The following is a 22,492-nucleotide window of genomic DNA, read 5'->3' as shown; positions in this document are numbered from 1 at the left end:
ACGTGATCACAGTGACACGGACGAAGACGCCGCACGCTGGTGCAACACCATGCGCATCCCGTGGGCCGGCCGCAGGGTGATCAGCGGTTGCAGCGCCACGGGGTGCCCGGGCACGAGTGAGGCCGTCCAACGCTGCGCCAGCGTGGCGAGCATCAGGATCGCTTCGGTCCAGGCGAACTGTTCGCCAATGCAAATGCGCGTGCCCGCGCCAAACGGGAAGTACGAGAACTTGGGCCGCTCCGTATGCTGTTCACCGGCCCAGCGATCCGGATCGAAGCGCGTGGGGTCCGGCCACCACCGTGCATCACGCTGCTGCAGCCACGGCAGCACCAGCACGATCGTCCCTTTGCGCAGCACGAAGTCGCCACAGCGATAATCCTCGAGCGCACGCCGACCGATGGCATACGCGGGCGGATAGAGACGCATCGTTTCCGCCACCACCTGCCGCGTGTAGCCCAAGCGCGGCAGGTCGGCAACCGAGGGTGCACGGCCCAACGCATCCACTTCCGCCTGCAACCGCGCCGCCACTTCCGGATGCTCGGCGAGCAGGTACCACGCGAAGGTGAGCACGTTGGCCGTCGTCTCGTGCCCGGCGAGAAAGATCGTCAGCACTTCGTCGCGCAATTGCCTGTCGCTCATGCCCGTACCGTCGCCTTCGGCATCCGTGGCGTGCAACAACATCGACAGCAGATCGCCCCGATCTTCGCCGCTGGCCCGACGAGCAGCGATGATGCCGAAGATCGTCTCGTCCAGCCGCGCGCGCGCCTTGCGAAAGCGACGGGCGAAGGGCAGCGGCAATCGTTCGATCAGCCCCGGGAACGGCAGCATGATCAGCGCAAACGATGCGAGCACCGTCGTGACCGCCGCGCCGATCTCGTCGGAGTCCGCATCCACGTTGGCATCGAAGAGCGTCTTGCTTACGACGGCCAGCGTGAGGTGCATCATCTCGTCGTGCATGTCGACGGTGGCGCCATCACGCCAGCCGTGGGCCGTACGCGTCGCCAGCACCACCATCTGTTCGGCGTACGCGGCGATGCGATCGCGATGAAAGGCCGGCTGCGCGAGCCGACGCTGCCTGAGGTGAAACTCGCCCTCACTCGTCAGCAAGCCGGTGCCGACCACGCGCTGCGCCCGCTCGAGCGCTCGGCCCTTCGCGAATGAGCGCTGATGCGTGACGAGGATATCGCGAATGAGCTCCGGGTCGTTGACGATCGCCCAGCGCGCTCCAGCGAGGTTGAAGCCCACGACGGGGCCGTACTCAGCCACCGCCGCCGCCATGAAGCCGAGGAACGAGCCGCGGAACCGCAGCAGGAGCTCGCCCGGGTAGCGATTTCGCGGACCGGGAGGATAGCGCGGCGGGGCGACGGGCGCGTCTGTCATGCCCGAAACAACGCGCGGGGGGGCGCGTTCTGGCAAGGCACGCGATGGGCGACCGCCTGCAATCGAATCACGCACCCGGACACGCCGCCGCCGATCATCGCCCACGTCACCCAGCACGTCGGCGCTGGCTGGCCGTACGCCCGATCAACGGTGAGATTCGACACAGCGTGAGGCGTAGTATTGCGCGATACCGCACACCCACACCACGGTGGATATGCTCAACGAAACCAGTCGCCTGAAAAGCCGGGGCGGTCGGGTACGCCTGATGGTGCTCGGCGCAATCGCGCTGGCCGGCTCGGCCCTCTCGGCAACCACCGCCCTCGCTGATCCCGTAGTTCGCACCCAGCAAGGTGACGTGGTCGGGGTCGAGGCCGGGCCCCTGTCCGTGTTTCGGGGCATTCCCTATGCTGCCCCTCCGGTCGGAGCGCTGCGATGGCGCGCCCCCCGACCGCCGGACGCCTGGAATAGACGGTCCGCGACGGCCTTTGGCCCGGCCTGCATTCAACCCGTCTCGGCGGTACAGGACGCCGCCTTCGGGCCGCTCGGGGTCCAGTCCGAGGATTGCCTCACCCTCAACGTCTGGACCCCGACACGGAATCCCGGTTCCAGCCTGCCGGTCATGGTCTGGATCCACGGTGGCGGCTTCGTCTCGGGGGCAGGTAGCCTGCCCGCCTACGACGGCTCCACCTTGGCCCGACACGGTGTGGTGGTCGTCACGCTGAATTACCGGCTGGGCGCGCTCGGCTTCTTCGCCCATCCGGCCCTCGATCAGGAGTCACCCGACGGTCCGGTCAATTTCGGCCTGCTGGACCAGATCGCGGCGCTCCAGTGGGTCCGGGACAACATCGGCGCATTCGGTGGTGATACGGGCAACGTCACCATCCTCGGGGAATCCGCCGGTGCCGAGAGTGTGCTGGCGCTCTTCGCCTCCCCACTCGCCCAAGGGCTGTTTCACAAGGGCATCGCCCAAAGTCCCTACGGCATTCCCAGCCATAGTCCCGCCAAAGCCCGAGCCGCCGGGATCGAAGTCGCGAAAGCCCTCGAACTCGATGGCGAGCACGCGTCTGCGGCCGCCCTGCGCGGTATCGCGGCCGAGGCGTTCGCCACCATCACCGGCCGAGGCGCGTCCCTTGCACCAAGCCTTGTTTATGGCGACGCGGTCCTGCCCGCGCGGATCCTCGACCGGTTCGAACAGGGCCAGTCGGCCGCCCTCCCGCTCGTGATCGGCAACAACAGCAATGAGGCGTCGGTTGCCGAACTGTTCGGCATCGACCCAGCCAGTCTGGTGCAGAAACTGGGTGTGGCGAAGATCGCCGTGCGTCTGCTGTTTCCCGAGGCGACCGACGACGCCGACCTGGCGCGTCATGCGGTCCGTGACGCCGTGTTCGGCGCCTTCGTCAAGCGAATCGCCGACCAACATTCGCGCCGCGCTCCGGCCTGGCGCTACTACTTCAATTACCTGCCCGAGCAGCAGCAGGGAACCGAACCGGGCGCGCCCCATGGCGGCGAGATCGCCTTTGTGCTCGGCACGCTGGACAGGACGCCCGCGTATCGGGACATCCGTACCCCGGCGGATGACCGCGTGGCCGAGCGGATGACCGCCTACTGGCTGGCCTTCGCCCGGACCGGCCGCCCGGCACCGACCGGCGAGCCTGACTGGCGGCGCTCAACGGCCCGCCGGAGCCGAACCATGGAATTCTCCGACGACGCCGTGCTGCGCACACGCTTTCGCGACCGGCAGCTCAACATCCTGATCCGCGTGATCCGAATTCTGGATAGCATCGTCGGTCACTGAACGGCGGCATTCCCGGTACCGAACGCATCGGGATGGCGGGAGAGGACTTCGACCGGCTCCTCTCCCACCTTCGCACCCGCGTCTCCCGCGCGGCGCACGTGCAACGTGCGACCGCGAGGGAAAGTTGATCAGCCGTCGCGGCGGCGGCGGCGCGACACCATGCCGACCGCAACCAATCCCGTCGCCATCAACAGGTATGTGGACGGCTCCGGCGTGACCACGGGCGATGAGGAGACATCCACATCGAACTTGATATAGGCGTCAGCGGGCAGCGTCCCCATGATCGGCAGCGTCGGATTGACCGAACTGATTCCGCCGAGGCCGAAGGTCACATCGATGGTGCGATACAAGTCGAGCGCCGGCGCGTTTGGATTGACGGCCACCTGATTGGTATACAGCACCTGCGTTTGCCACTGATCGCCATTGCCCAGGGTGCAGGTTCCGATTTGGGCATCGCAGAAGTCGAATCCACGACCCGAACCCGGGGTGCCACCGGTGGTTCCCTCGGGCAAGAGGGAGCGGTTGCCACGATCGAACAGGAAATTGGTCGTGCCGGCATCGAAAACTAGTCGCGTGAGATTCTGCCCGGCGTTCGTGTTGTCCAGCAGCCAGCCCAGCGTGTACGTCGGCGTGACGCCGAGTCCGGACAAGGTCAGATTGGCGTCGGACCAGCCAAAGATCCCGGAACCCAAGCTCGCGAAGGCATACGTGGAACTGGTTGCGCCCCAGTAGGCCGTCAGGGTGACACCGAACAGCTGGTTCGCCGAGACGCCACCGGAAATCGGACCGTTGGTGTAGTAGGTGGTGCCCGGAGTCGAGGTCACCGTCTGAGCGGACACGGCAGTCGGCAGCAACGCCAGCGTCGCCGCAACGAAGAACTTGAACTTCATGATGGTTCTGTGATGAAAGAGATCGGGAGAATCGCGCAGGAACTTGTGGGACGGCCTGCAATTCGGGGACCGGTTGCCTTCGGACCCGATTCAGCGCGGGGCGTCGACCGTGCTCCGCCATTGGAAAAATGCGATCTTGCTTGCCCACACGAGTTAGCTGGAGGCACATCGCAAATCATTTCAGAGGCATTGTTTCCACATTTCGTGACGGTGTCGCGTGTTGGCCTCAACGCGGGGCGTTCACGCCACACATCGCTCAGCAATCACGCCGTGCGCGCCCCCGCCCACGGACCTACATCGGCGGCTTTGCGGGCGGCGTCAGGAGCTTGAGTTCGGGGAGCCGGATGTCGTCCAACTCCACGCTCGCCGTGCTCCGGCGGGCCGCCGGTCGCGACGCCGACGTGGCTCCCGACCGTGCGCGGCGCACGCTGACGCGCTTCGGCGCCACGACGGGCGGCGGCGGCGGTGCGGCGCTCACCGTGAGCTGTTGACCGTCGCGTTCGACGGTGCCACCGACCGCCACACCGAGCGCGGCGGAGAGCGAATCCACGGCACGGAGTGGCACGTTGACCGACAACGAATCTGCCGCGGTGAGTGCAGGCGCAAACCGCACCGCCAGCCCGAACCACTGCCTCACTTCATCCACGATGCGCTGATCCGACGCACGCGTGAGCGACAGGCGACCCGTGCGCCACGCGAATGCCTCGTCACGTTCGGCGGCCGACAGCGCCGTCACGACCGCCGACGCGTCGACACGCACGCTGCTGCCGGCGGACACCCGGGTACGAGTGGAATCGCCGACGAGTTCGAGCGCGCCCGAGTCGACCTGCACGAGCAGGTCATTGCCCACGCGATCGAAGGCCGCGCTTACGCCGTACGTCATCCAGCGGAGCGTGCGCGAGGCAATGGCCGTCGGCTTGGCGGAATCGACGGCCATTCGCACAATCACTGGCCCGGTGATCCGCAACGCGCGCGCGCCATCAGCGAACTCGCTGCTCAACCGCAGCGTGGCGTCCGAACCAAGGTGCACCGACCCGCCGCCGGGTAGCGCGACGTCGAGTTCTTCCGTCGGCTTCGTGGCGCTCATCGCGCCGAACGTATCGGCCAGCGCGGCGATCGCCTGCTCTTCGGCCGGGGTGCTCCCCAGCGCGCGCCACGCCAAGATCAGCGCGACGACCACCATCACCCCAATACCACCCATGATCCGCGGCGACATCCGCACGCCACCCTCGCGAGCGACGTCGTGTGCCGCGTGCACATGGGCGCCTTTGGATGGCGTGCGGCCACGCGGCCCGCTCGGCGCACCACTCGCCTTCGACGCCGCCGCACCGGTCGCATCGGCCGCACCAGCCGCCGGCGCCGCAGCAGCGGATTTCGCCGCCCACCTCGCGACCATCGGTCTCGGCTCACCCGCCGCAGGCACAACGACCGGCGGCGCAGCCACCGGCGGAGCAGCCACCGGCGGAGCAGCCACCGGCGGAGCAGCCACCGGCGGAGCAGCCACCGGCGGAGCAGCCACCGGCGCGGCAGCCACCGGCGCGGCAGCCACCGGCGCGGCAACCACCGGCGGAGCAGCCACCGGCGCGGCAACCACCGGCGGAGCAGCCACCGGCGCGGCAACCACCGGCGCGCTGCGCGCGTCAGGCGCCGGCACCGCCCTCACCACCGCAGCCGTCGTCGACGTCATGGCCTGAAGCCGCCGTTGCACCGATTGCACCGTCATGGCGTGCAGATCGCCGGGGACCAGCATCGACGCCGCATCGTCGAACCGCACCGTCGCCAGACGACGCTCGGCTTCGCGTTCGATCGCGACGCGCGCAGCGTGCCGTACATGCTCGTACAGCAGTTCCGGGGTCGCGAATCGCGCACGCTCGTCCCACGCCTGCCGGAGCACCCGCTCCACCAGACGCGAGCTCATCACCGGGTCCGCAAGGCGGACGGTGGCCGCCCAGGCAAGCGAAGGAAACAGGTCTTCGACGAATCGATCGGCCGGCAGTTCAACCACGAAGGCGGCCACGGAGGAGTTAGACGAGGTCACCCTCGAAACATGGGGACCGTTCGCCATACACGAAGCGCCAGCGGCCACTCCTCGACACCGGTACGGTCAAGAAGTGGTCACGGTTCACGCGCGCGGTCGCATCGCGGCACGTCACCCAGGCGGGTATCGGGGTCGCTCAGGCCGCCAACTGCTCCTCGACGTCCACATCGACATCTTCCGGCGCGAGCACGCGCGCCACACGCTCGTGGGCGTCGAGGAGAACGTCGGGCGCGATCGGGGCCGCCATCGGCGACGTCGACAGCTCGCGGCACAGGGGGCGACGTGGATCTTCCGTATTCGGGGCAATACTGAGCAGCACCCGGCCGGATTCCATGCGCATCAGCGTGCCGGCCGGGTAGAGCCCCACCGTGTTGACCAGCGCCCACAGCACGGCGCGGTCGAACTGCTCACACTCCCGCCCGAGCATCAGGCGCAGCGCCTCGTGGGCGGTCATGGGACGCGCACGATAGGCGCGGTGCGAGGTCAGGGCGTCGAACACATCCGCCACCGCGACAATGCGCGAGAACGTCCCCATGTCTCGGGCACCCCGCAAGGGCGGATACCCCGTGTGGTTCACGTTCCTGTGGTGCTCGAAGGCCACCCGCATCGCACTCAGCATCAGCGCCGAGAGCCCCGGCATGCGGCTGATGATGCGCAGCCCCTCGATCGGGTGCCGGCGAATGGCCGCCCACTCCGCTTCGTCCAGCTGGCCCGGCTTGCGCAACACCTCACCGGGTACCATGAGCTTGCCCGTGTCGTGCAGCAGCGCCGCCACGCCGATGCCGGCCAGCTCCGCGCGTGAAAACCCGAGCAGTTGTCCCATGCGGACCGCGAGGATGCTCACGTTGACGCAGTGGACGAACGTGTACTCGTCGTGTCGTTTCAGCGCCGAGAGGCCGATCAACGCATCCGCGTCCTCGAACATCCGATCCACAAGCGGCTGCACCACGCGCCGCGCCTGCTGCAGCGCCGGCCTGCCCGTGCGCGCGGTGCGCTTGAACAGGGCGCTCGTGCCCCGCACCGCGCGGGTGGACTCCTCTCTCAGCACCGCCGCGGCCTTCTCGTGCCGCTCCCTCAGGAAGACGCGCAGAAAGAACTCCAGCTCTTCCATGCTCAGCTGGGCCGAGAAGCGCAGCCCACCGACGCGGCGCGCCTCGAACTCGGCGAGCAGCGCGCGAAAAACCGACATGGACGAACCAGCGGGGCGCAGCCGTACCCCGTTGACGTAGAAATACTCACCCATGCCGAGCAGCGAGACCTCGTCGACCTGCATGGCCTTGACGGCGTCGAGCAACTCCTGCTGCTGCGAGAGCAGCGCCCGGTTGCCACCGGTGTACAGGCGCATGGCGCGCAGCAGGCCGTTCAGGCGGCTGATGATGATGCCGCCGAGCGTGGCCATACGCAGGGCGTCGCCTTCGATGGTGAGCTCGTCGCCCATACTGCCCTCGCGGTTACGCATGTTTCGTCGCCCTGAGAACCAGACGGCAGGCGTCGCGCGTTGCGGCGACGCGCGAGGAGGCGTTCCGTTCGAGCAACGCCACCGCCGCCGGTGTGCCGATGCGGATGATGCAGCGCGCGATCATCTGGCAGTGCGGTGCCGCCCAGTTGTTGAACCAGCCGGGAGCATAGAGCTGCTGCTCGAGGTCAGGCAGCGCCTCGTCACCCGCGCAGCCGCCCAGCGCCGTGGTCACCGAGCGCACCTCTTCGACCGGCCGGCGGCGGAAGTCGGGGTCGCGCACGATCCGGAGCAGCGCCGCGCTCACCTCGGGGTGGCGCTCCGAGCCCAGGCGATGGAGCACGGCCCGGCGGTTGGACGCGTCGGAGTCCTCGATCAGCGCGATCAGCAGCGGGCGGGCCGCGTCGATTGGGGTGTTCGCCAGCGCCACGATCACCTCGCGCCGCACGCACGGTTCGGGGTGATCCACCAGCGGGTGCAACAGCGCGGGGATCGCCCCGCCCGCCGTGGTGCCGATGATGCAGACGGCGTTGCGCACCACGTGCCAGCGTTCATCGGTCAGCCAAGGCGCCACGAGCGCGGGATTCCCCTCGCAGAACTCGGTCAGTGCCTGCACCAGCGTGCGCCGGGTAGGCTCCTGGCTGGCGCGCGCGAGAAGGCTCATGAGCCATGTGATCGCAACTGGCCCGAGCGTGTGCGCGAACGCCACGAACTCCGTGAGATCGGCGATCGTCCGCTCGTCGAGGTAGCGTACGAGCGAACCGCTCACCGGCGAGTCGGCGCGCGCCAGCCGGTCGATCAGCGGGGCCGCGTCCCACCGCCCCTCCGTCAGCTCGGTCAAGCCGTCGAACACCTGGCGGGCGTCCGCCCAGCCCGCCACGGCGATCGCGTCGTACAGCGCGCGTTCCAGCAGGTCGGTGAGGTCGGCGCGGTCGTCCTCACGCAGGCTGGAGCGCAGGGCGTCGCCCACCATCCCGAGCGTAGCCTGCACGAGGCTGCAGCCACGGTCCTGCGGGAGGTCCGCCGCGAACCGGTCGAGGTCGGTGCTGCTGGTCGCAGTCAGCGCGAGGTAGCACTCCTCGAGCTCGTGCGCGGGCTCGCCCGCGAGCCAGTCGTCGCTGCGCAACCGGATCGAGACCGTCGCCACGTCGGACTGCTCCTCCTCGGCCGCCGTGGAAAGCGACGGCGTCGCGCCGGCGGATTCGCCGGTTGGGGGGGCAGACTCATCGACGCCCGTTCGCCCAGGAGTGCCGGGGCCGTCCTTCGGCTCTACTTCTCCCGGCGTGCCCCCGCCGCTCCCGGGCCACGGCAGCACCTTGCCCGTCTCCGGCGTATGCTCGCCCGGCGAATCATCGTGGCGCTCGTCGTCCAAGTCCGCGTCAGTCTCGGCGTCGACGTAGCTCATGTCGATGTGCGGCAGATCCGCGCCCTAAAGCAGCGTGATCAGGTCTTCGCCGCCGTGGTCGTTGCGACTCGTGACGAGCAGCAGAAAGTCGACGATCAGGTCCAGTTCCCACGCTTCGGCGTCGTCGTTGAACGTCAGCGTGCGGAGGCCGTCGCGGTAGAACGGCATGGCGAAGTCGCTTTCGCCGGGCCGCGGCACCAGCACCGGGTGCCCGTCGCAGTGAATCTGGTGCGCGGAGAAATCCAGCCGGAATACGCCGTGTTCCTCCAGCAGGGCCTCCATCGCGGTGCCCAGTTCGCTACGGAACTTGATGGTGATGGGGCTGCGCGCATCATAGAGGCGGGCCGACTTCAGTACGCGCGAAAACTGCACGAGCCAGCTCGCAATCTTGGCGATGCGCTCGTCAGGCGGTCCTGCACCCGCTGATGTCTGTTCGCTGATCCGGCTCAATGCCCCGTCCCCGGGAATTGCAAAATTCAACACGACTAGTTGCTGCCATTCATTCCCTCACGTTTTCGGCATCACGGGCACAGAACTTGAGGATCGCGTGCGACCTCGAGCGTCACCCCTGTCATCGAGGCCGCGGGCCTTCGTGGCCGAAATGCCGCGCGCGTGCCAACCGCTGCCAACGACCGGATGTTCGTCGGCGCGGCGTGAGGCTCACCTGCCGGCGATCGCCGCCGTGGCGGCTGGTGACCGCCCGGGCGATGGAGCCGTGGGGACCGTGCACGAGACGACGAAGTTCGCTGTCGCCGCGGCCCCGGCGCTCACCGTCACGCTCTGACTGACCGGCGTCACACAGAAGCTCGGCAGGTTGGTCACCGAGACTGTGCGCGAGCCCGTCGGGACCGAGGCAACCGTATAGGCACCGCTGGCCGCGACCGTACCCGAGAAGCCACCGGACACGTTCACGATCGCGCCCGCAAGGCTGACACCCGCCGGCGTCGTCACGGTGCCGCTCACACTGCCCGTGGGCCAGAGGTCGACGTTCTCGAGGTCCGCGACCAAGAGGACCCGCACGCGGAAGATCGCGATCGTGGGGTCGACGTCGAAACCGATCTGCTGCGTCGTGGACGACCCCAGCGGCCCGACCACGCCGAACGACTCGTAGCGGAAGCAGTCGGTGGCCGTCACGGGGCAGCCCGTGTCGTTGAAGAAGTTGTGCGGGTCGCCGTCCCAGTTCGTGCTCGGCACCACGAGGCCGAGACTCGGCGTGATCACGGTTTCGTTGTTGGACGTACCCTTTTCCACGCTACCGGAGGTCGAGGTCACGCTCATTTGGAATGGGAACGCCTGCACACCCGTGACACCAACCGGCGGCGCCGGGAACGTCGGCGTGACCAAGCGGATACCGGCGAGGCGATTGTTGATGCCCAGATCGAACGTGATGCGCAGCTTGCCCGGAGTAAACGCGCCGACCGCACTCGCCTGGAAGTTCGAGACGGTCAGGCCGATGACGTCTCCACCGAGCACCGAGTAGCTCCGCCCGGAGTTGACGCCGAGGTTGAGCGAGGCGGCAGCGATGGGAGACCTGATCGTCGTGGTCGGTGCCGTGACGCCGACGGTCTTCTTGGTTGCGTTGACGTCGAAAATGAACGCCGCGCCGCGGTACTGCGCGGGGATCGCCGGGTCGATCGGAAGCACCGCGGCTGGAGGCGTCAGCGCCGTGTCGGCGCAAGCGGACAGCAGGACGATGGTCGCCGCCGTCGTGAGCGCCGCAGCACGCCGAACCAACGTGGACGAACGGAATACTGTGCGAACGTCGCGAACGATTGGAACCATGTGATCTTCACTCGAATCCGTTCGGAAACCCGAACGGCGTCACGCATGACACGTTGATCCTGCGCGGGAACAAAACATCAATGCACACCAGCAACTCTCCTCAAGCTGGCGGCGCGATCGCCGACCTCGCCACCGCGTCCGACGACCGATACACACTCGCTACGGAGTCGGCGCGAACCCGCTGACCCGATAGAGCTCGAGGTCGATCACCGGCTGCCCCCCGCGTCGCACGGTTACGTGGCGCACGAGCACGATGGAGGCGAACTGTCGCTGCACCGCGGTGTCGAGCGGCGCCGGCTGAGCCCGCCGGACCAGCAGGCCCGTACGCCCCGCGTAGCGGCGCGGGGACGTGCGAAATGGGAAGTGTCGGGCGTCGTCGGAGAGCACCAGCACCGCCGGGTCATCAGCCCCGCGCGTCGTCGTGGGCCACACCGAGCCCAGTCGCGCGCCGTCCATCCAGTGCGTCGTGGCCACAAAGGCCACCGGGCCGCCCGTCCGGATCTCCTCGTCGATCGCCGCCGGCACACTGCTCCACGGCTGCAGTTCGAGCGACGGATCGCCGGTGCGCACCAGCCCGGGCGCGAGTCGGGCAAGCAAGCCGGTGCGCCCCTGCACCCCGATCAGGACGGCTAGCGACGTCACGAGCCCCGCCGACACACGCAGCCAGCGCGTCGCGCGCCGGTCACCGGCGGACAAGCGCGCGTCGAGCGCCGCCCCGAGCAGCGGCATCAGGAACAGGTAGCCCGGTCCCTGCCAATGGGGGAGGGCCCGCGTGCCGAGGAGGGCGACGGTGGTGAACACCACCAGCGGACCGGCGGCCAGACAGAGCAGAAACCACGCCCGTTCATCACCACGGCGTCGGCGCCACGCCCCGGCCGCGCTCACCATCAACGGCCACCACACCCACGGCAGCACGTAGCCGATCTGCCCGAGCACGTTCTGGATGAACGGCGTGGGGTCATAGCCCGGTCGCGACGACCCGGCGCGCCCCAGCTGAAAACGAAGCGACGCCCAGTCATGCTGCGCGTTCCACACCGCCACCGGCGTGCACAGCGCGATCGCGATCGCGCCGGCCACCCACGGCCACGGTGAGCGGAGCAGCCCCAGTCGTCGCGTCGTCGCGAGAAACAGCAACACGCCCACGGGCAAGAAAATCGCGTGATACTTCGCGAGCCCCGCCGCGCCAGCCGCCAGCCCCACGATCAGCCACTGCCGGGCGGTCGCCGCGCGCGACAGGCGGGTGAAGCACACCCGCGCCACCGCGTCGGCCGCGATGGCCAACGCGCAGAGCAACGGCCCGTCGGGCAAGATCCACGAGCCGTGCGCCACACCGAACAGCCCGGTCAGGTTGACGACGACCGCCGTGAGGAACCCCGCCCGTGGGCCGTACAGCGTGCGCCCCAGCGACGCCAGAAACCACGTGGTGGCGGCGAAACACAGAATGAACGGCACCCGCAGCACCCACGGTTCGCGGCTGCCGGTGAGCCACTCCGTCAGGGCCGTGATCCAGAAGACCAGCGGCGGATGATCGAAGTAGCTGAGCTGCACCGGACGTGCCACCGCCACCGCGTATGCCTCGTCGATCCCCAACCCCAGCATCGCGGCCAACATCAGGCGCAACAGCGCGGTGCCCACCAGCAGCCACAGCAGCGGCGTCGCATACCCGTCGGCCGTCAGCGCACCCCAACGAACCCCGGCACCACTCGCCGACCGACCAGTCACGGCGGCGTCCGTTGACTCAGCGTTCTCCATAATGCTTGGCAACCTGACTACCTCTCGGCCGGACGACAGGCGCTGTCGCCGATCCGTTACACAGCACCCGCGACCCGCTGGACGAGGGCGATTACGATTGACGACGTGTCACGCTTGTCGATCCTGCTCCTGAGCGATGGTGGCCACGTCGCCGGCTCCACCGTGTCCGTGTACAGTCTGGCCACGCATCTGCGCGCGCGCGGACACGCGGTCACGGTCGGACGCACACCGGGCCTCCTGTTGGACACGCAGCTGCTCGCGCAGGGCTTCCCCCGTCCAGCACTCGATTTCGACACGCCGTCGGCGCTGGCGGCTTCGGTGCGGACGCTGCTGCAGCAGACGCCGTTCGATATCGTGAACCCGCAGGCCACCCGCGATCGACGGGCCTGCACTCTGCTGCGCTGGCAAGGTGCCCTGGCGCCCGCGCTCGTCATTACGCGCCGCACGATGCCACTTACCTGGTTTCCCGAGTTGATGGCGGTCGGCTACACCGCCGATGCCACGATCGCCGTGAGCGAGGCGGTACGCCAGGGACTCCAGCGGCGCGGGCATCCGAATCGGCATCTGCATGTCGTGCGCAATGGCATCATGCTCGATCGGGTCGATCAGGCGCCCTCGGCGGCGGCAGCGGCCTTTGCCGACGAAGTCATGCGGCCGCTGCACCAGCACCATGTGCTGCTGACCGTCGCCCGCCGCAAAGATCAAGACATACTCCTGCGCGCGTTGCCGTACGTGTCGGCGCCAGTGGCGGCGGTGTTCGCTGGCATCGACGCCGACCCGACACTGCAAGCGCTGGCCGACGCACTCCCCGCCCGGCATCGGGCCGTCTTCCTCGGCACCGTACCGGAGCCCCTGCCCCTGTACCACTACGCGACGCTGGTGACGCTGCCGTCGCGCATCGAGGGGCTCTCTCAGGCGCTGCTCGAGGCGATGGCCCTCGGCGCGCCGGTGCTCGCCAGCCACGCGGGCGGCAACGGTGAACTGATTCAACCCGACCTGACGGGATGGCTTGCGCCTCCCACCGATCCGAGGGCGTGGGCGGCGCAGATCGATCGCATCCTCGCCGATCAGGCGGCCCGCCAACGCGTCGCGGCGGCCGCGCGAAGTCAGGTGCGCACGGAGTTCACGCTCCCCCGCACGGCAGAACGCACCGAGGCGGTGTATCTCGACGCTCTGGCCGTGCGGCAGCGCGCCCGACCGCGGTAGCGCGCGGTGACGATGGTGTCGCTGGTCGTGCAGACGAGCTTCCTGGGCGATACGGTGCTCACGACGCCGCTCCTCACCGCCCTCGCCGAGCACGGTCCGGTGGACGTGATCGTGCGCCCCGATGCCGCGGCGATTCTGGACGGCCACCCCGCCGTTCGCGATCTGCTCGTGTTTGCCAAGCGCGGCCAGGACCGCGGATGGGGCGGCATTCGCCGGCTGGCTGCGCAGGTGCGGCAGCGCGCGAATGGCGCACCGCGCCAGAGCACGCACGCCTTTCTTGCGCAGGGGTCGTGGCGGTCGGCGCTGCTCCCGTGGCTGGCCGGGGTGCCGACGCGCATCGGGTGGACGACCTCCAGCGCGCGGTGGTTGTACACGCAGTGCGTACCGCACGACGCGACGGTGCATGCCGCCACGCGCCTGTGGCAGTTGGGGGCGATCGCCACGCCAGCCCCTCGCGCCACGGCGGAACGCCCGTCGTTGGCGCTCCGGTGGCAAGACGTCGAGGCGGCACGCGCGCTCATCCCCGCCGACGACGGGCGACCGTTGGTCGTGCTGGCTCCCGGCTCCGTGTGGGCAACCAAACGGTGGCCCGGCTACCCCGCACTCGCCGCCGAGCTGGCCGGCCGGGCTCGTGTGGTCATCGCGGGGAGCAGCACCGACCGGCCCCTCGCACAAGAAATTCGCGCGCACCGCCCCGACGCCGTCGACGCCACCGGCCAGCTGTCCATCCTCGGAACCGCCGCCCTGATTCGCCACGCCGACGCGCTGGTGGCGAACGACTCGCTGGCGATTCACCTCGCCAGCGCGGTCAATACACCCACGGTGGCCGTGTTCGGCCCCACGGTGCCGCGTTTCGGCTTCGGGCCCTTGGCGGATGGCTCGGTCGTCGCGGAGGTGACGTCGCTCCCCTGTCGCCCCTGCCACGCCCACGGCCCGCCACGCTGCCCACAGCGGCACTTCCGCTGCATGCGGGAGCTCAGCGCGTCGCAGGTGCTCGCCGCACTAAACGGGATCTGGTCACGCGCGGACTCGCCGCGCGGCCTTATGCGCGATTCGTCGCGGCCGTAAGGCCCCAAGGCATCGCCGGCGCGCTGGGGGTCGGGCCGACAACGGCCACCTCGCGCGCCGTTGGCCGACGGAGCACGTGGGGCAGCGTCGCGAGCGTCGACGGCGCGTAGGCGGTCCGCCAGTGCTCGACGCGCGACAGGACATCATCCACCGTCACGAGCGCCATCTGCCCCGGACGCTTCTCGGCGCTCGGCCGCGGCGTCTCGCCCGCGCGATGAAAACGGTCGACCACCAAGTCCTGATACCGACCGTACGGGCCCACCCAGAGCGGGTTGGTGGCGCCATACAGGCCGATCACCGGTCGCTCCATCGCCACCGCCATATGCAGCGGTCCGGAATCCGGACTGATCACCAACGCCGACTGCTGAATCCAGGCCAGCAGCGCCCGAATCCCGCAGCCAAGGGCCACGATGGGCCAATCGCCGACCGGGAGCTGCGCCGTCGCATGGCGCATGATGACCGACGCCGCGGCAATCTCCGCGTCACTCTGTCCGCCGACCAGCACCGGGCGCAGGCCGTAGTCGGCCACCATCGACACGCAGAGGCTCGCCAGTCGGTTCGGTGACCAGTTCTTCGCCGCCTTCGACGAGGCGACGACGATGCTGACCAGCGGTCGCGGATCCTCGGCGTGCAGTCGCTGCACATCGGACATCGCCACGTCGCAAGTGCGCAATCCGTACTCCACCGGACCGTTCGGCACACCGATGGCGGGGAGGAACTCGAGAAACTGGTCGGCAAGGTGCGCCCGCGGACGGCTGGGGAGGCGCTCATTCGTGAACAGCCAGTTGCCGTCCTGCGAGCGACGGCGGTCGATCCCCACGCGTCGCGGGGCGCCCGAGAGCGCGGTCACCAACCCCGCCTTGAAGGCGGTCTGCAAGTCGAGCACCACATCCACGGGACGCTCACGCAGCCGGTCGCGCACGGTGCCGTACCCGGAGAGCCCATCGAACCGATCGAAGCGGATCAACTCGTCGACCGCCGGATGGCCACGCAGCAGCTCGAGCGGACCCGGCTGGGCAATCCAGGTGATCCGCGTCCACGGCGACGCACGCTTGATGGCCATGGCAACCGGGAGCCCCAGAGTGACGTCACCGAGGGCGCTCATGAGCACGATTCCGACGCGAGATGGGATCATCGTCCGAGGCGGTAGGTGGAGGGAGTCAACCGTGTATGGTTGACTCCTGCCGCTTCCTGCGTCCAGAGCGTATCGAAGGTGTGGCGCGCTTCGTACCCGCCCGTGACAAAGTCATGGACGGATGACGCGCCGACGCCTGACCGCGAGCACGCCGAGGAGCCCCACCCCCATCAGGGCGAGCGTGGCCGGCTCCGGCACGGTGCTCTGGACTTGGCTCGCATCGGCCACCGTGAGGTCGTCGAAGGCGAACACGTCGGCGTCGTCAGGCAGGCCGGTCAGGGTGAAGTCCACGCGATCAATGGCATTGCTGCCGAAGAGCACGCCCCAGAAGCGCATGCCGCCGTTCAGCTCCGGCACGAACGTCCCCGACGGCGCCACCTGCGGCTGGATCACCAGCGAGCTGAGCATGCTGCCACCGCTGAAGAGATCGAGCCCGACCGAGCCACCGATGTCGCCGAAGTCGATGCCATAGAAGCCGAAGCCGGCCACCTGCTGGCTGAACACGATGGAGAAGTTGGCGACCCCGGCGGCTCTGGTCTGGTAGTACTGGCTGCCGCTGATGGCCATCCGGCCGAACGGGATGATGTCGACCGGATCCTCCGCCTCGATGTTGCCGGCGCCGGTGAGCGTGGCGATACCCGCGAAGCCGAAGTCGAGGGCGAGCGGCGCACCCAGCCCGGGCGCGAAGCTCTCGAAGTTCTGGGTGGCGACGTTGTTGGTGAGCTGGCCGAAGAAGGCGTTGCGGGCGGTGAGCGCCGCGCCCTGCGGCGCGATCTTCTGCGCGCACATGTTGGGGCCGTTTACGACGCAGCCGGGGTTCTGCGTGAATCCGGTGTAGACCGTCTGTGCGCCGAGGGGCGCCGCGAGCAGGAACAGGCCGGACAGTGCGAGACGCGCATGCATAAGTACTCCATCGTCAAGGGGAACTTCGGTCGAACCGATCATTCCACTTGCCAGAATACGCATATCCCGTTCCGAACCGGCGCGACGGCAGCTCTCGACGCGCAGCCGGTTTTCCGTCGTGCCGGCGTACATGGAGATGTTGCGGTGATACATCATTTGTGTATCGATCTCGCAACACTGTCGTTACTCGGCGACATCCCCTCGCGCAGTACCTTTCGTGATCACCGTGCACCATGATCGTGGCCGCGCCGCGCGTCACTTGGCTGGGAGCGGGCGGACGGCCGTGTCCGCGAAGGTCCGGCCGCTGGTCACTCGTCAACCCGCGATCATGCCAACAGGAACCGAGCGCACCATGCACGTGCCGACGCCGATTCACGACGACAGCCCCGCGCCACCCGCGGTGAGGGGGCGCCTCCGCCGCCTCGTCCGCCTCCTGCCGCTCCTCGCACTGGCCGGCGCCCCCGGGTGCACCGCCATCCAGCTCGACGCGGCCAACTTCATCGAGACCGTGGCCGTCCCCCACATGGAGATCGCCTACGGCGATGGACCGCGGCAGCGCATGGATGTGTACCGCGCGCTCGACAGCACGGGGGCGCCACGGTCCACGCCGGCCCCGGTGGTGATCTTCGTCCACGGCGGGAGCTGGCAGAGCGGTAGCAAGGACGACTACGCGTGGGTCGGGAAAGCACTGGCGCAGATGGGATTCGTGGCCGTGCTCCCCAACTACGGGCTGATGCCCGACACGCGCTTTCCCGCCTTCGTGGACGACGTCGCGCGGGCGGTGGCCCGGGTGAAGGCGAACGCCGCCACGTGGGGGGGAGACACGGCGCGCGTGGTGCTGATGGGGCACAGCGCGGGGGCACAACTGGCCGCGCTGGTGGCCTACGACCCCCGCTATCTCGCGAAGCAGGGGACCACGCCGGACATCCTGGGCGGCTTCGTGGGGCTGTCGGGTCCCTACGACTTTGTCTTCGATACCGAGCTCCTCAAACGGACCTTTGCCGGCCCGAAGGAGCGGGAGTTCGATGCGCTGCCGGTGCACTTCGTGACGCCGCGGTCGCTGCGCACGCTCCTCGTGATGGGGCTGGACGATGAGACGGTGAACCCCAGGAATACCCGCTCGCTGGCGTCCACGTTGCGCCAAGCGCAGGTGCCGGTGGAAGAGCTCTGGGTACCCGGAACGCACGGCGTGACCGTGGGCGCCTTTGCGCGGATCAGTCGCGGCGACAGCGAGATCGTGCGGCGCATCGTCGGGTTCGTACGCGCCACGCCGGCCGGAACTGCCGTGCGTTGAGCAGGCGCGGCGGCGCGTGAGCCAACGTCACGCTGGCAATGCCGTGTGAAACGACGGCGTCGGCGCCGCCCGCTGAATGCGGGGCAGGAGCAGCTGCAGCCACGCGAGGGCCAGCAGGTACGACGAGGCGGCGAACAGGAACAGTGGGGCGAAACCGAACCCCGCATCCAATACCCGTCCCGTCACCACGCTGATCGCCACGCCGCCATCGTGGGCGACCCCGATCAGGTGCTGGCGAAGATCAACGCGTACCGTGCGGCGGGGATGGAGTCATTCATCCTCTCCGGCTATCCGCACGCCGCGGAGTGCGACCTGTTCGCGCGGTGCGTGCTGCCGCGATTGGAGCACGCCGCGCTCGGGCGGTGAGGGCGGGGGATCACCGCCTTCGACGACCTACTGCGGCTTCGGTAGCGTAGCCCGATAGGCAGTGATCGCGTTGATCGTCGTGGTCACGCGCAGCACGGCCACCTTGCGGCCGAGGTCCTGAAGCCACGTGAGCGACTCGAACTTGATGCCGTTGATCTCGGCCTGACCGGCTTTCACGCGCTGCGCAAAGCGGATCGACTGTGGATCGGCCAGCGCCATCGTGGCGTCGATCCCGAGCTCTTCGTGGAGACCGCTGGTGCCGCTGCTGGCACCGATCTTGATGCCTTCGGGGATCTTGAGTTCGTTCTGGAGGTACGGCTGCACCACGCTGGTGTGGTTGTAATACTCGGCAACGTGCTTGAAGGAGACCTTGTTCGGGCTGTCGGCGTACACCTTGGTGAGTGAGTCGGCCGCGGTCTGCATGCCGCGCGCGTTTCCGCCGCTGTCGCCCAGATAGTAGATCTCCGTGAAGCCCATGCTGCGCAGGTAGTTGCCCATGTCATACAGCAGCGCGGTATACGTGGCCTGCGACAGCATCGGGCCGGCGCGGCCGGGCTGAATGTTGGGGCCGGCGTTGCCGGGTTCGAGCGTGACGAGTGGTGCGACGAGTGTCTTGCCCATCTTCCGCGCGATCATCTCGCCCAGGAGCTTGTTGTTGATGTTGTGCTTGTTCATCGAGAGGTTGCCGTCGTTGTTCTCGACGCCTCCGGTCATGATCAGCACCGTGGTGTAGCCGTCCTTGATCATGTCGCGGAACTCGGGCTGGGTGAGTTCCTCGAGCCACACGGTGTTGATGCCCTCGATGGTGCGCGGCTTGTTCGCCGCCGCCTGTCGGGCCGCCTGCGCGGCGCTCCCAGCGCCGCCCGTGGCTCCCGTCGTCTGCGCAGACGCGCTCGCCGTGGCGATCGCCATGGCGCTCGCCGCAAACAGCGGCATCGTCAGCCACGCCATCACTGTTGTTCGCATCACCTCTCCTGGTGTTTGGAAACCCGCCGAATGCCTTGCGTTCTGCTGCAGCGCATCAAAAAAAGTGCGGCCGGACGGACGCCGTGCGCCAGCACGACGGCCGCCTGCCGCACACTGCACCGCGCTGTCAGCAGCAACGTTCCGTGAGCGTGCCTCTAGCCGGCGCGCGGCAAAGGCTTCAGTCGAGCAATGGCGGCGGCTTCGGCGGAGCGCAACGCATGCCACAGGTCCCAATCCTGCTGCAGGCCGAGCCAAAAATCCGCGCTCATGCCGGTCACCTGCGCCAAGCGGAGCGCCGTATCCGGGGTGACCGCGCGCTTGGCGTGAATCACCTCGTTCAGTCGCGGGAACGACACGCCAAGCTGGACCGCGAATGCCGACTGCGAGATGCCGAGCGGACGCAGGAACTCCTCCAACAGCATCTCACCCGGATGCGTGGGCGGGCGATGCGTGGGCAGTCGCCGCTGCACCAGCGTCGGCGGCCGTTTAGTGGCAGTCCGTGACTTCGACGTCGTCGGCATAGCCGTCCTCCCACCGGAAGCAAATCCGGAACTGATCGTTGATGCGGATACTGTGCTGGCCGCGACGCGTGCCAGGCAGCGCCTCGAGTCGATTCCCTGGCGGAAATGCCAGCTCCCGCAGTTCCCGTACGCGGTTGAGCTGCGTCAGCTTCCGCGTCACAGCCGGCCACAGCGTCGCCGGACACGCACGGCGCGCACGCCGGCTGTCGAGTCCGTTAAACAGGTCCTCCGTGGCGGCGTCGGCGAACGTACGTATCACAGTATCTATTATAACGGCTACCGTTGCAGCGCGCCAGCTTGCCTTGGCACGCTAACGCCTGGCTTCTGCAGCGGGCGGCCAAATAAAACGCGAGCGTAGCGAGTTACCAAGCCGCCCGCCTGCAGCAAGCATCGTTATGCGACTTGCAACGGTCGAATGTGCGCAATTTCGTGCTTCAACCCGCGTGCAGCGTCCCACAGGTCGACGTTGCGCTGCAGATTCAGCCAGAACTCGGGCGAGTTGCCAAACAGCTTGCCGAGCCGCAGCGCCATTTCTGGGGTCAGCGCGCGGCGCTCTCGCAGCAGCTCATTCATCGACTGACGAGACACACCGGCGGACTCGGCGAGTGCGGTCACGGAGAGCCCGTATTCCGGCAGGAAATCTTCGCGAAGAATTTCGCCGGGGTGAATCGGCCGGCGTTCGCGTGGACGCGAGTTGGGGATGCTCATGCGAGAAGGACTCCGGTTAGTGATAGTCGCAAAACTCGACATCATGCGCATCGCCTTCTTCGAAGCGAAAGCAGATGCGCCACTGGTCGTTAACGGAAATCGAATGCTGGCCCGCTCGATCGTCCCTGAGCGCGTGCAGCCGATTCCCCGGCGGGACGCGCAAATCGGAAAGCTGCGTTGCCACATCGATCGCTTCGAGCTTGCGTAGCGCGCGCCGAGCCACATCCACCGGCACTCGCTTTGCCTTTCCAGTCCGGAAGAGCTCTTCAGTCGCGCGGTCAGCGAATGTCTTGATCACTCAGAAGTGTACTGTGTCACGTGACACATGTCAACTCAAGGCTAGCGGCCTAACGCGGAGCTCTGCAGCAGCGACGCTCAACAAATAGCCGTGAACGAAGGCGCGCCAGCGCCGCAGTTACACGGCGCACCGCGTCGTCGCTGTCGGCAGCAGCGAAACGTTATGCGCTCGCGCGCCGTTCGGCCGCAATGCGCTCCGCCAAGTACACCTTGAGGAGCGACTGGTACGGGACATCACGCTGATTCGCCAACACCTTGAGCTCATCGAGGAGCCCTTGCGGCAGGCGCAGCGAAATCGTCGCGGTGGACGGCTTCAGATTCGGAAACGCCACGCGGGTCGCCTGCGGATACGCGAAATACTCGGACGTATCCGCCGTCGCCCAGAACGCCCGCTCCTCGTCTTCGGAGCGGAACGTCGGGATCGGCTTACGGGGCGTCGTGCGGGGTTTTGCCATACAGGGTTCGCTCCTTTCGACTCATCGGCCGGGCTGAGATCACACGGACCAGATCGCGACGCACGGTGAAGATCACCGCGAGTCGCCGATCCGCCGCCGTACGGCCCAGCACAAGGTAGCGCGGCTCTCGGGTGGAGTGCTTGGCATCCTCGGCCAGCAGCACCGGCTCATGAAAAAAGACTTCCTCGGCTTCGTTCCGCGAGACCGCATGCCGAGCCCAGTTCTTCTCCGCATTCCCGCGATCCCAGTCAAAGCCGGCCAGTCGGGCCGCGAAGGCGGAAAAGTCAGTCACCCCGAAAGTATATGCTGATAATATACAGCGCGCCAGTAGCCCCGCCGCGCGCGTCCATTCCGGCCTCGATGCGCATAACGCGGAGCTCTGCAGCAGCGACGCTCAACAAATAGCCGTGAACGAAGGCGCGCCAGCGCCGCAGTTACACGGCGTACCCCACCGTCGCTGTCGGCAGCAGCGAAACGTTATGCGTCGTCGACTTCCGCAGGGTCCCACGCACGCCGCACATGCCGGAGCGTCAAAATCACAACACGTGACGCGTCGACGCGATAGATGATGCGATACGGCACGTGCAGGATCTCTCGATAGGCCGGAATGCCGATTTCACTCACCACGCGGCCTTGCTCTTCGAAGCGGTCGAGCTGGCTCACGCGCTCCAGCAGTCTTTCAAGCCAAACCGCGGCCGTCCGCGGTCGACACTGTGCGATATACTCCACGGCCTCGAGCGCCCGCTGCTCTGCCAGCGGGGACCAGACCACCTTCATCGCCCGAGTCGCGCCCGAAGCCGCTTCGCAACCGCCGCGTGCGTCACCGTCTTCCCGGTCGCCACCTGCTGTTCGGCCTGGCGTACGTCGCGCAACAGCGCCAGCTCGTCGAGCATGCCCTCATACGACTCGACGTCGAGGAGCACGGCAGCACTCCGGCCGTGCTGGGTCAGAATCACGGGTTCGCCAGTCGCCTGCACCTGCTCGATGAACTGCGCGGCATTGGCGCGAAACTCCGTCACCGGTTGGATATCACGACTCGGCTTGAGCGTCGACATACGGCTCCTGAAAGTATGTA

At 67.8% G+C, this 22,492-nt stretch carries 24 protein-coding genes and 1 pseudogene; 5 read left to right on the top strand and 20 right to left on the bottom strand.

The window, feature by feature from the left end; translation table 11 throughout:
- Positions 1-6: 6 nt before the first annotated feature.
- The gene (locus tag ACIRA7_RS04095) at positions 7-1,380 is read right to left on the bottom strand and encodes a cytochrome P450 (RefSeq protein ID WP_396219542.1); all 1,374 of its coding nucleotides are present in this window, start codon (positions 1,378-1,380) and stop codon (positions 7-9) included.
- A gap of 214 nt (positions 1,381-1,594) precedes the next feature.
- On the opposite strand from ACIRA7_RS04095, the gene ACIRA7_RS04090 reads away from it, so the two are divergent.
- Positions 1,595-3,175 (top strand): carboxylesterase/lipase family protein, encoded by a 1,581-nt coding sequence (locus ACIRA7_RS04090; RefSeq protein WP_396219541.1) that lies wholly within the window; start codon positions 1,595-1,597, stop codon positions 3,173-3,175.
- Positions 3,176-3,303: 128 nt separating this feature from the next.
- Here the strand turns inward: ACIRA7_RS04090 and ACIRA7_RS04085 are convergent, their stop codons facing one another.
- From ACIRA7_RS04085 to ACIRA7_RS04055, 7 genes are all read right to left on the bottom strand, one after another.
- Positions 3,304-4,065, bottom strand: a complete 762-nt coding sequence (locus tag ACIRA7_RS04085) for a PEP-CTERM sorting domain-containing protein (RefSeq protein WP_396219540.1) — start codon at positions 4,063-4,065, stop codon at positions 3,304-3,306.
- Between the two features lie 292 nt (positions 4,066-4,357).
- Positions 4,358-6,082, bottom strand: a complete 1,725-nt coding sequence (locus ACIRA7_RS04080) for a hypothetical protein (protein WP_396219539.1) — start codon at positions 6,080-6,082, stop codon at positions 4,358-4,360.
- A gap of 157 nt (positions 6,083-6,239) precedes the next feature.
- On the bottom strand, positions 6,240-7,562 hold the full coding sequence (locus ACIRA7_RS04075; protein ID WP_396219538.1) for an HD-GYP domain-containing protein: 1,323 nt from the start codon (positions 7,560-7,562) through the stop codon (positions 6,240-6,242).
- Positions 7,555-8,964, bottom strand: a complete 1,410-nt coding sequence (locus ACIRA7_RS04070; protein WP_396219537.1) for a HEAT repeat domain-containing protein — start codon at positions 8,962-8,964, stop codon at positions 7,555-7,557. Before ACIRA7_RS04070 ends, ACIRA7_RS04075 begins: the two co-directional genes overlap by 8 nt.
- A gap of 24 nt (positions 8,965-8,988) precedes the next feature.
- Positions 8,989-9,414 (bottom strand): hypothetical protein, encoded by a 426-nt coding sequence (locus ACIRA7_RS04065; protein WP_396219536.1) that lies wholly within the window; start codon positions 9,412-9,414, stop codon positions 8,989-8,991.
- Between the two features lie 210 nt (positions 9,415-9,624).
- Positions 9,625-10,746 (bottom strand): carboxypeptidase-like regulatory domain-containing protein, encoded by a 1,122-nt coding sequence (locus ACIRA7_RS04060; RefSeq protein WP_396219535.1) that lies wholly within the window; start codon positions 10,744-10,746, stop codon positions 9,625-9,627.
- A 159-nt stretch (positions 10,747-10,905) separates the two neighbouring features.
- Positions 10,906-12,468 carry an ArnT family glycosyltransferase gene (locus ACIRA7_RS04055; RefSeq protein WP_396219534.1) on the bottom strand — a complete coding sequence of 521 codons (1,563 nt, stop codon included), beginning with the start codon at positions 12,466-12,468 and terminating at the stop codon, positions 10,906-10,908.
- A 135-nt stretch (positions 12,469-12,603) separates the two neighbouring features.
- On the opposite strand from ACIRA7_RS04055, the gene ACIRA7_RS04050 reads away from it, so the two are divergent.
- A complete protein-coding gene (locus ACIRA7_RS04050; RefSeq protein WP_396219533.1) occupies positions 12,604-13,704 on the top strand; it encodes a glycosyltransferase family 4 protein in 1,101 nt (366 codons plus the stop codon).
- Positions 13,705-13,716: 12 nt separating this feature from the next.
- Complete coding sequence (gene waaF, locus ACIRA7_RS04045) at positions 13,717-14,772, top strand: lipopolysaccharide heptosyltransferase II (RefSeq protein WP_396219566.1); 1,056 nt, start codon at positions 13,717-13,719, stop codon at positions 14,770-14,772.
- Here waaF and ACIRA7_RS04040 read toward each other — a convergent pair.
- Both ACIRA7_RS04040 and ACIRA7_RS04035 read right to left on the bottom strand, forming a co-directional pair.
- Complete coding sequence (locus ACIRA7_RS04040; protein ID WP_396219532.1) at positions 14,747-15,907, bottom strand: glycosyltransferase family 9 protein; 1,161 nt, start codon at positions 15,905-15,907, stop codon at positions 14,747-14,749. The genes waaF and ACIRA7_RS04040 overlap by 26 nt on opposite strands.
- A 111-nt stretch (positions 15,908-16,018) precedes the next feature.
- A complete protein-coding gene (locus ACIRA7_RS04035; RefSeq protein ID WP_396219531.1) occupies positions 16,019-16,810 on the bottom strand; it encodes a PEP-CTERM sorting domain-containing protein in 792 nt (263 codons plus the stop codon).
- Positions 16,811-17,138: 328 nt separating this feature from the next.
- Here ACIRA7_RS04035 and ACIRA7_RS04030 point away from each other — a divergent pair, with 328 nt between their 5' ends.
- Entirely contained in the window at positions 17,139-18,104 is a 966-nt protein-coding gene (locus ACIRA7_RS04030; RefSeq protein WP_396219530.1) for an alpha/beta hydrolase, read from the top strand.
- Between the two features lie 27 nt (positions 18,105-18,131).
- Here ACIRA7_RS04030 and ACIRA7_RS04025 read toward each other — a convergent pair whose 3' ends face one another.
- On the bottom strand, positions 18,132-18,305 hold the full coding sequence (locus tag ACIRA7_RS04025) for a hypothetical protein (RefSeq protein ID WP_396219567.1): 174 nt from the start codon (positions 18,303-18,305) through the stop codon (positions 18,132-18,134).
- Here ACIRA7_RS04025 and ACIRA7_RS04020 point away from each other — a divergent pair.
- Positions 18,306-18,470, top strand: a pseudogene (locus tag ACIRA7_RS04020) (alkanesulfonate monooxygenase); the annotation flags it as partial. It abuts the gene before it with no gap.
- Positions 18,471-18,497: 27 nt separating this feature from the next.
- Here ACIRA7_RS04020 and ACIRA7_RS04015 read toward each other — a convergent pair.
- From ACIRA7_RS04015 to ACIRA7_RS03975, 9 genes are all read right to left on the bottom strand, one after another.
- Positions 18,498-19,436 carry a creatininase family protein gene (locus ACIRA7_RS04015; RefSeq protein WP_396219529.1) on the bottom strand — a complete coding sequence of 313 codons (939 nt, stop codon included), beginning with the start codon at positions 19,434-19,436 and terminating at the stop codon, positions 18,498-18,500.
- 155 nt (positions 19,437-19,591) lie between these two features.
- The gene (locus ACIRA7_RS04010) at positions 19,592-19,957 is read right to left on the bottom strand and encodes a HigA family addiction module antitoxin (protein ID WP_396219528.1); all 366 of its coding nucleotides are present in this window, start codon (positions 19,955-19,957) and stop codon (positions 19,592-19,594) included.
- Positions 19,923-20,216, bottom strand: a complete 294-nt coding sequence (locus ACIRA7_RS04005) for a type II toxin-antitoxin system RelE/ParE family toxin (protein WP_396219527.1) — start codon at positions 20,214-20,216, stop codon at positions 19,923-19,925. Before ACIRA7_RS04005 ends, ACIRA7_RS04010 begins: the two co-directional genes overlap by 35 nt.
- A gap of 134 nt (positions 20,217-20,350) precedes the next feature.
- On the bottom strand, positions 20,351-20,665 hold the full coding sequence (locus tag ACIRA7_RS04000) for a HigA family addiction module antitoxin (protein ID WP_396219565.1): 315 nt from the start codon (positions 20,663-20,665) through the stop codon (positions 20,351-20,353).
- Between the two features lie 16 nt (positions 20,666-20,681).
- The gene (locus ACIRA7_RS03995) at positions 20,682-20,963 is read right to left on the bottom strand and encodes a type II toxin-antitoxin system RelE/ParE family toxin (protein WP_396219526.1); all 282 of its coding nucleotides are present in this window, start codon (positions 20,961-20,963) and stop codon (positions 20,682-20,684) included.
- A gap of 160 nt (positions 20,964-21,123) precedes the next feature.
- Positions 21,124-21,417, bottom strand: a complete 294-nt coding sequence (locus tag ACIRA7_RS03990) for a BrnA antitoxin family protein (protein ID WP_396219524.1) — start codon at positions 21,415-21,417, stop codon at positions 21,124-21,126.
- Positions 21,389-21,709, bottom strand: a complete 321-nt coding sequence (locus tag ACIRA7_RS03985; RefSeq protein ID WP_396219522.1) for a BrnT family toxin — start codon at positions 21,707-21,709, stop codon at positions 21,389-21,391. Before ACIRA7_RS03985 ends, ACIRA7_RS03990 begins: the two co-directional genes overlap by 29 nt.
- A gap of 185 nt (positions 21,710-21,894) precedes the next feature.
- Entirely contained in the window at positions 21,895-22,194 is a 300-nt protein-coding gene (locus tag ACIRA7_RS03980; protein WP_396219521.1) for a type II toxin-antitoxin system RelE/ParE family toxin, read from the bottom strand.
- On the bottom strand, positions 22,191-22,472 hold the full coding sequence (locus tag ACIRA7_RS03975) for a type II toxin-antitoxin system Phd/YefM family antitoxin (protein WP_396219520.1): 282 nt from the start codon (positions 22,470-22,472) through the stop codon (positions 22,191-22,193). Before ACIRA7_RS03975 ends, ACIRA7_RS03980 begins: the two co-directional genes overlap by 4 nt.
- Positions 22,473-22,492: the final 20 nt, after the last annotated feature.

This window comes from Gemmatimonas sp. (assembly GCF_044376735.1).
Classification (GTDB): domain Bacteria; phylum Gemmatimonadota; class Gemmatimonadetes; order Gemmatimonadales; family Gemmatimonadaceae; genus Gemmatimonas.
Note: the sequence above shows the minus strand (reverse complement) of the source record. Positions and strands in the feature narration are given on the sequence as shown.

Coding starts and splice junctions, on each gene's coding strand:
- ACIRA7_RS04095 (WP_396219542.1), bottom strand. CDS start 1,380: ATGACAGACGCGCCCGTCGCCCCGCCGCGCTATCCTCCCGGTCCGCGA.
- ACIRA7_RS04090 (WP_396219541.1), top strand. CDS start 1,595: ATGCTCAACGAAACCAGTCGCCTGAAAAGCCGGGGCGGTCGGGTACGC.
- ACIRA7_RS04085 (WP_396219540.1), bottom strand. CDS start 4,065: ATGAAGTTCAAGTTCTTCGTTGCGGCGACGCTGGCGTTGCTGCCGACT.
- ACIRA7_RS04075 (WP_396219538.1), bottom strand. CDS start 7,562: ATGCGTAACCGCGAGGGCAGTATGGGCGACGAGCTCACCATCGAAGGC.
- ACIRA7_RS04070 (WP_396219537.1), bottom strand. CDS start 8,964: ATGAGCTACGTCGACGCCGAGACTGACGCGGACTTGGACGACGAGCGC.
- ACIRA7_RS04060 (WP_396219535.1), bottom strand. CDS start 10,746: ATGGTTCCAATCGTTCGCGACGTTCGCACAGTATTCCGTTCGTCCACG.
- waaF (WP_396219566.1), top strand. CDS start 13,717: ATGGTGTCGCTGGTCGTGCAGACGAGCTTCCTGGGCGATACGGTGCTC.
- ACIRA7_RS04040 (WP_396219532.1), bottom strand. CDS start 15,907: ATGATCCCATCTCGCGTCGGAATCGTGCTCATGAGCGCCCTCGGTGAC.
- ACIRA7_RS04035 (WP_396219531.1), bottom strand. CDS start 16,810: ATGCATGCGCGTCTCGCACTGTCCGGCCTGTTCCTGCTCGCGGCGCCC.
- ACIRA7_RS04030 (WP_396219530.1), top strand. CDS start 17,139: ATGCCAACAGGAACCGAGCGCACCATGCACGTGCCGACGCCGATTCAC.
- ACIRA7_RS04015 (WP_396219529.1), bottom strand. CDS start 19,436: ATGCGAACAACAGTGATGGCGTGGCTGACGATGCCGCTGTTTGCGGCG.
- ACIRA7_RS04010 (WP_396219528.1), bottom strand. CDS start 19,957: ATGCCGACGACGTCGAAGTCACGGACTGCCACTAAACGGCCGCCGACG.
- ACIRA7_RS04000 (WP_396219565.1), bottom strand. CDS start 20,665: ATGAGCATCCCCAACTCGCGTCCACGCGAACGCCGGCCGATTCACCCC.
- ACIRA7_RS03990 (WP_396219524.1), bottom strand. CDS start 21,417: ATGGCAAAACCCCGCACGACGCCCCGTAAGCCGATCCCGACGTTCCGC.
- ACIRA7_RS03980 (WP_396219521.1), bottom strand. CDS start 22,194: ATGAAGGTGGTCTGGTCCCCGCTGGCAGAGCAGCGGGCGCTCGAGGCC.
- ACIRA7_RS03975 (WP_396219520.1), bottom strand. CDS start 22,472: ATGTCGACGCTCAAGCCGAGTCGTGATATCCAACCGGTGACGGAGTTT.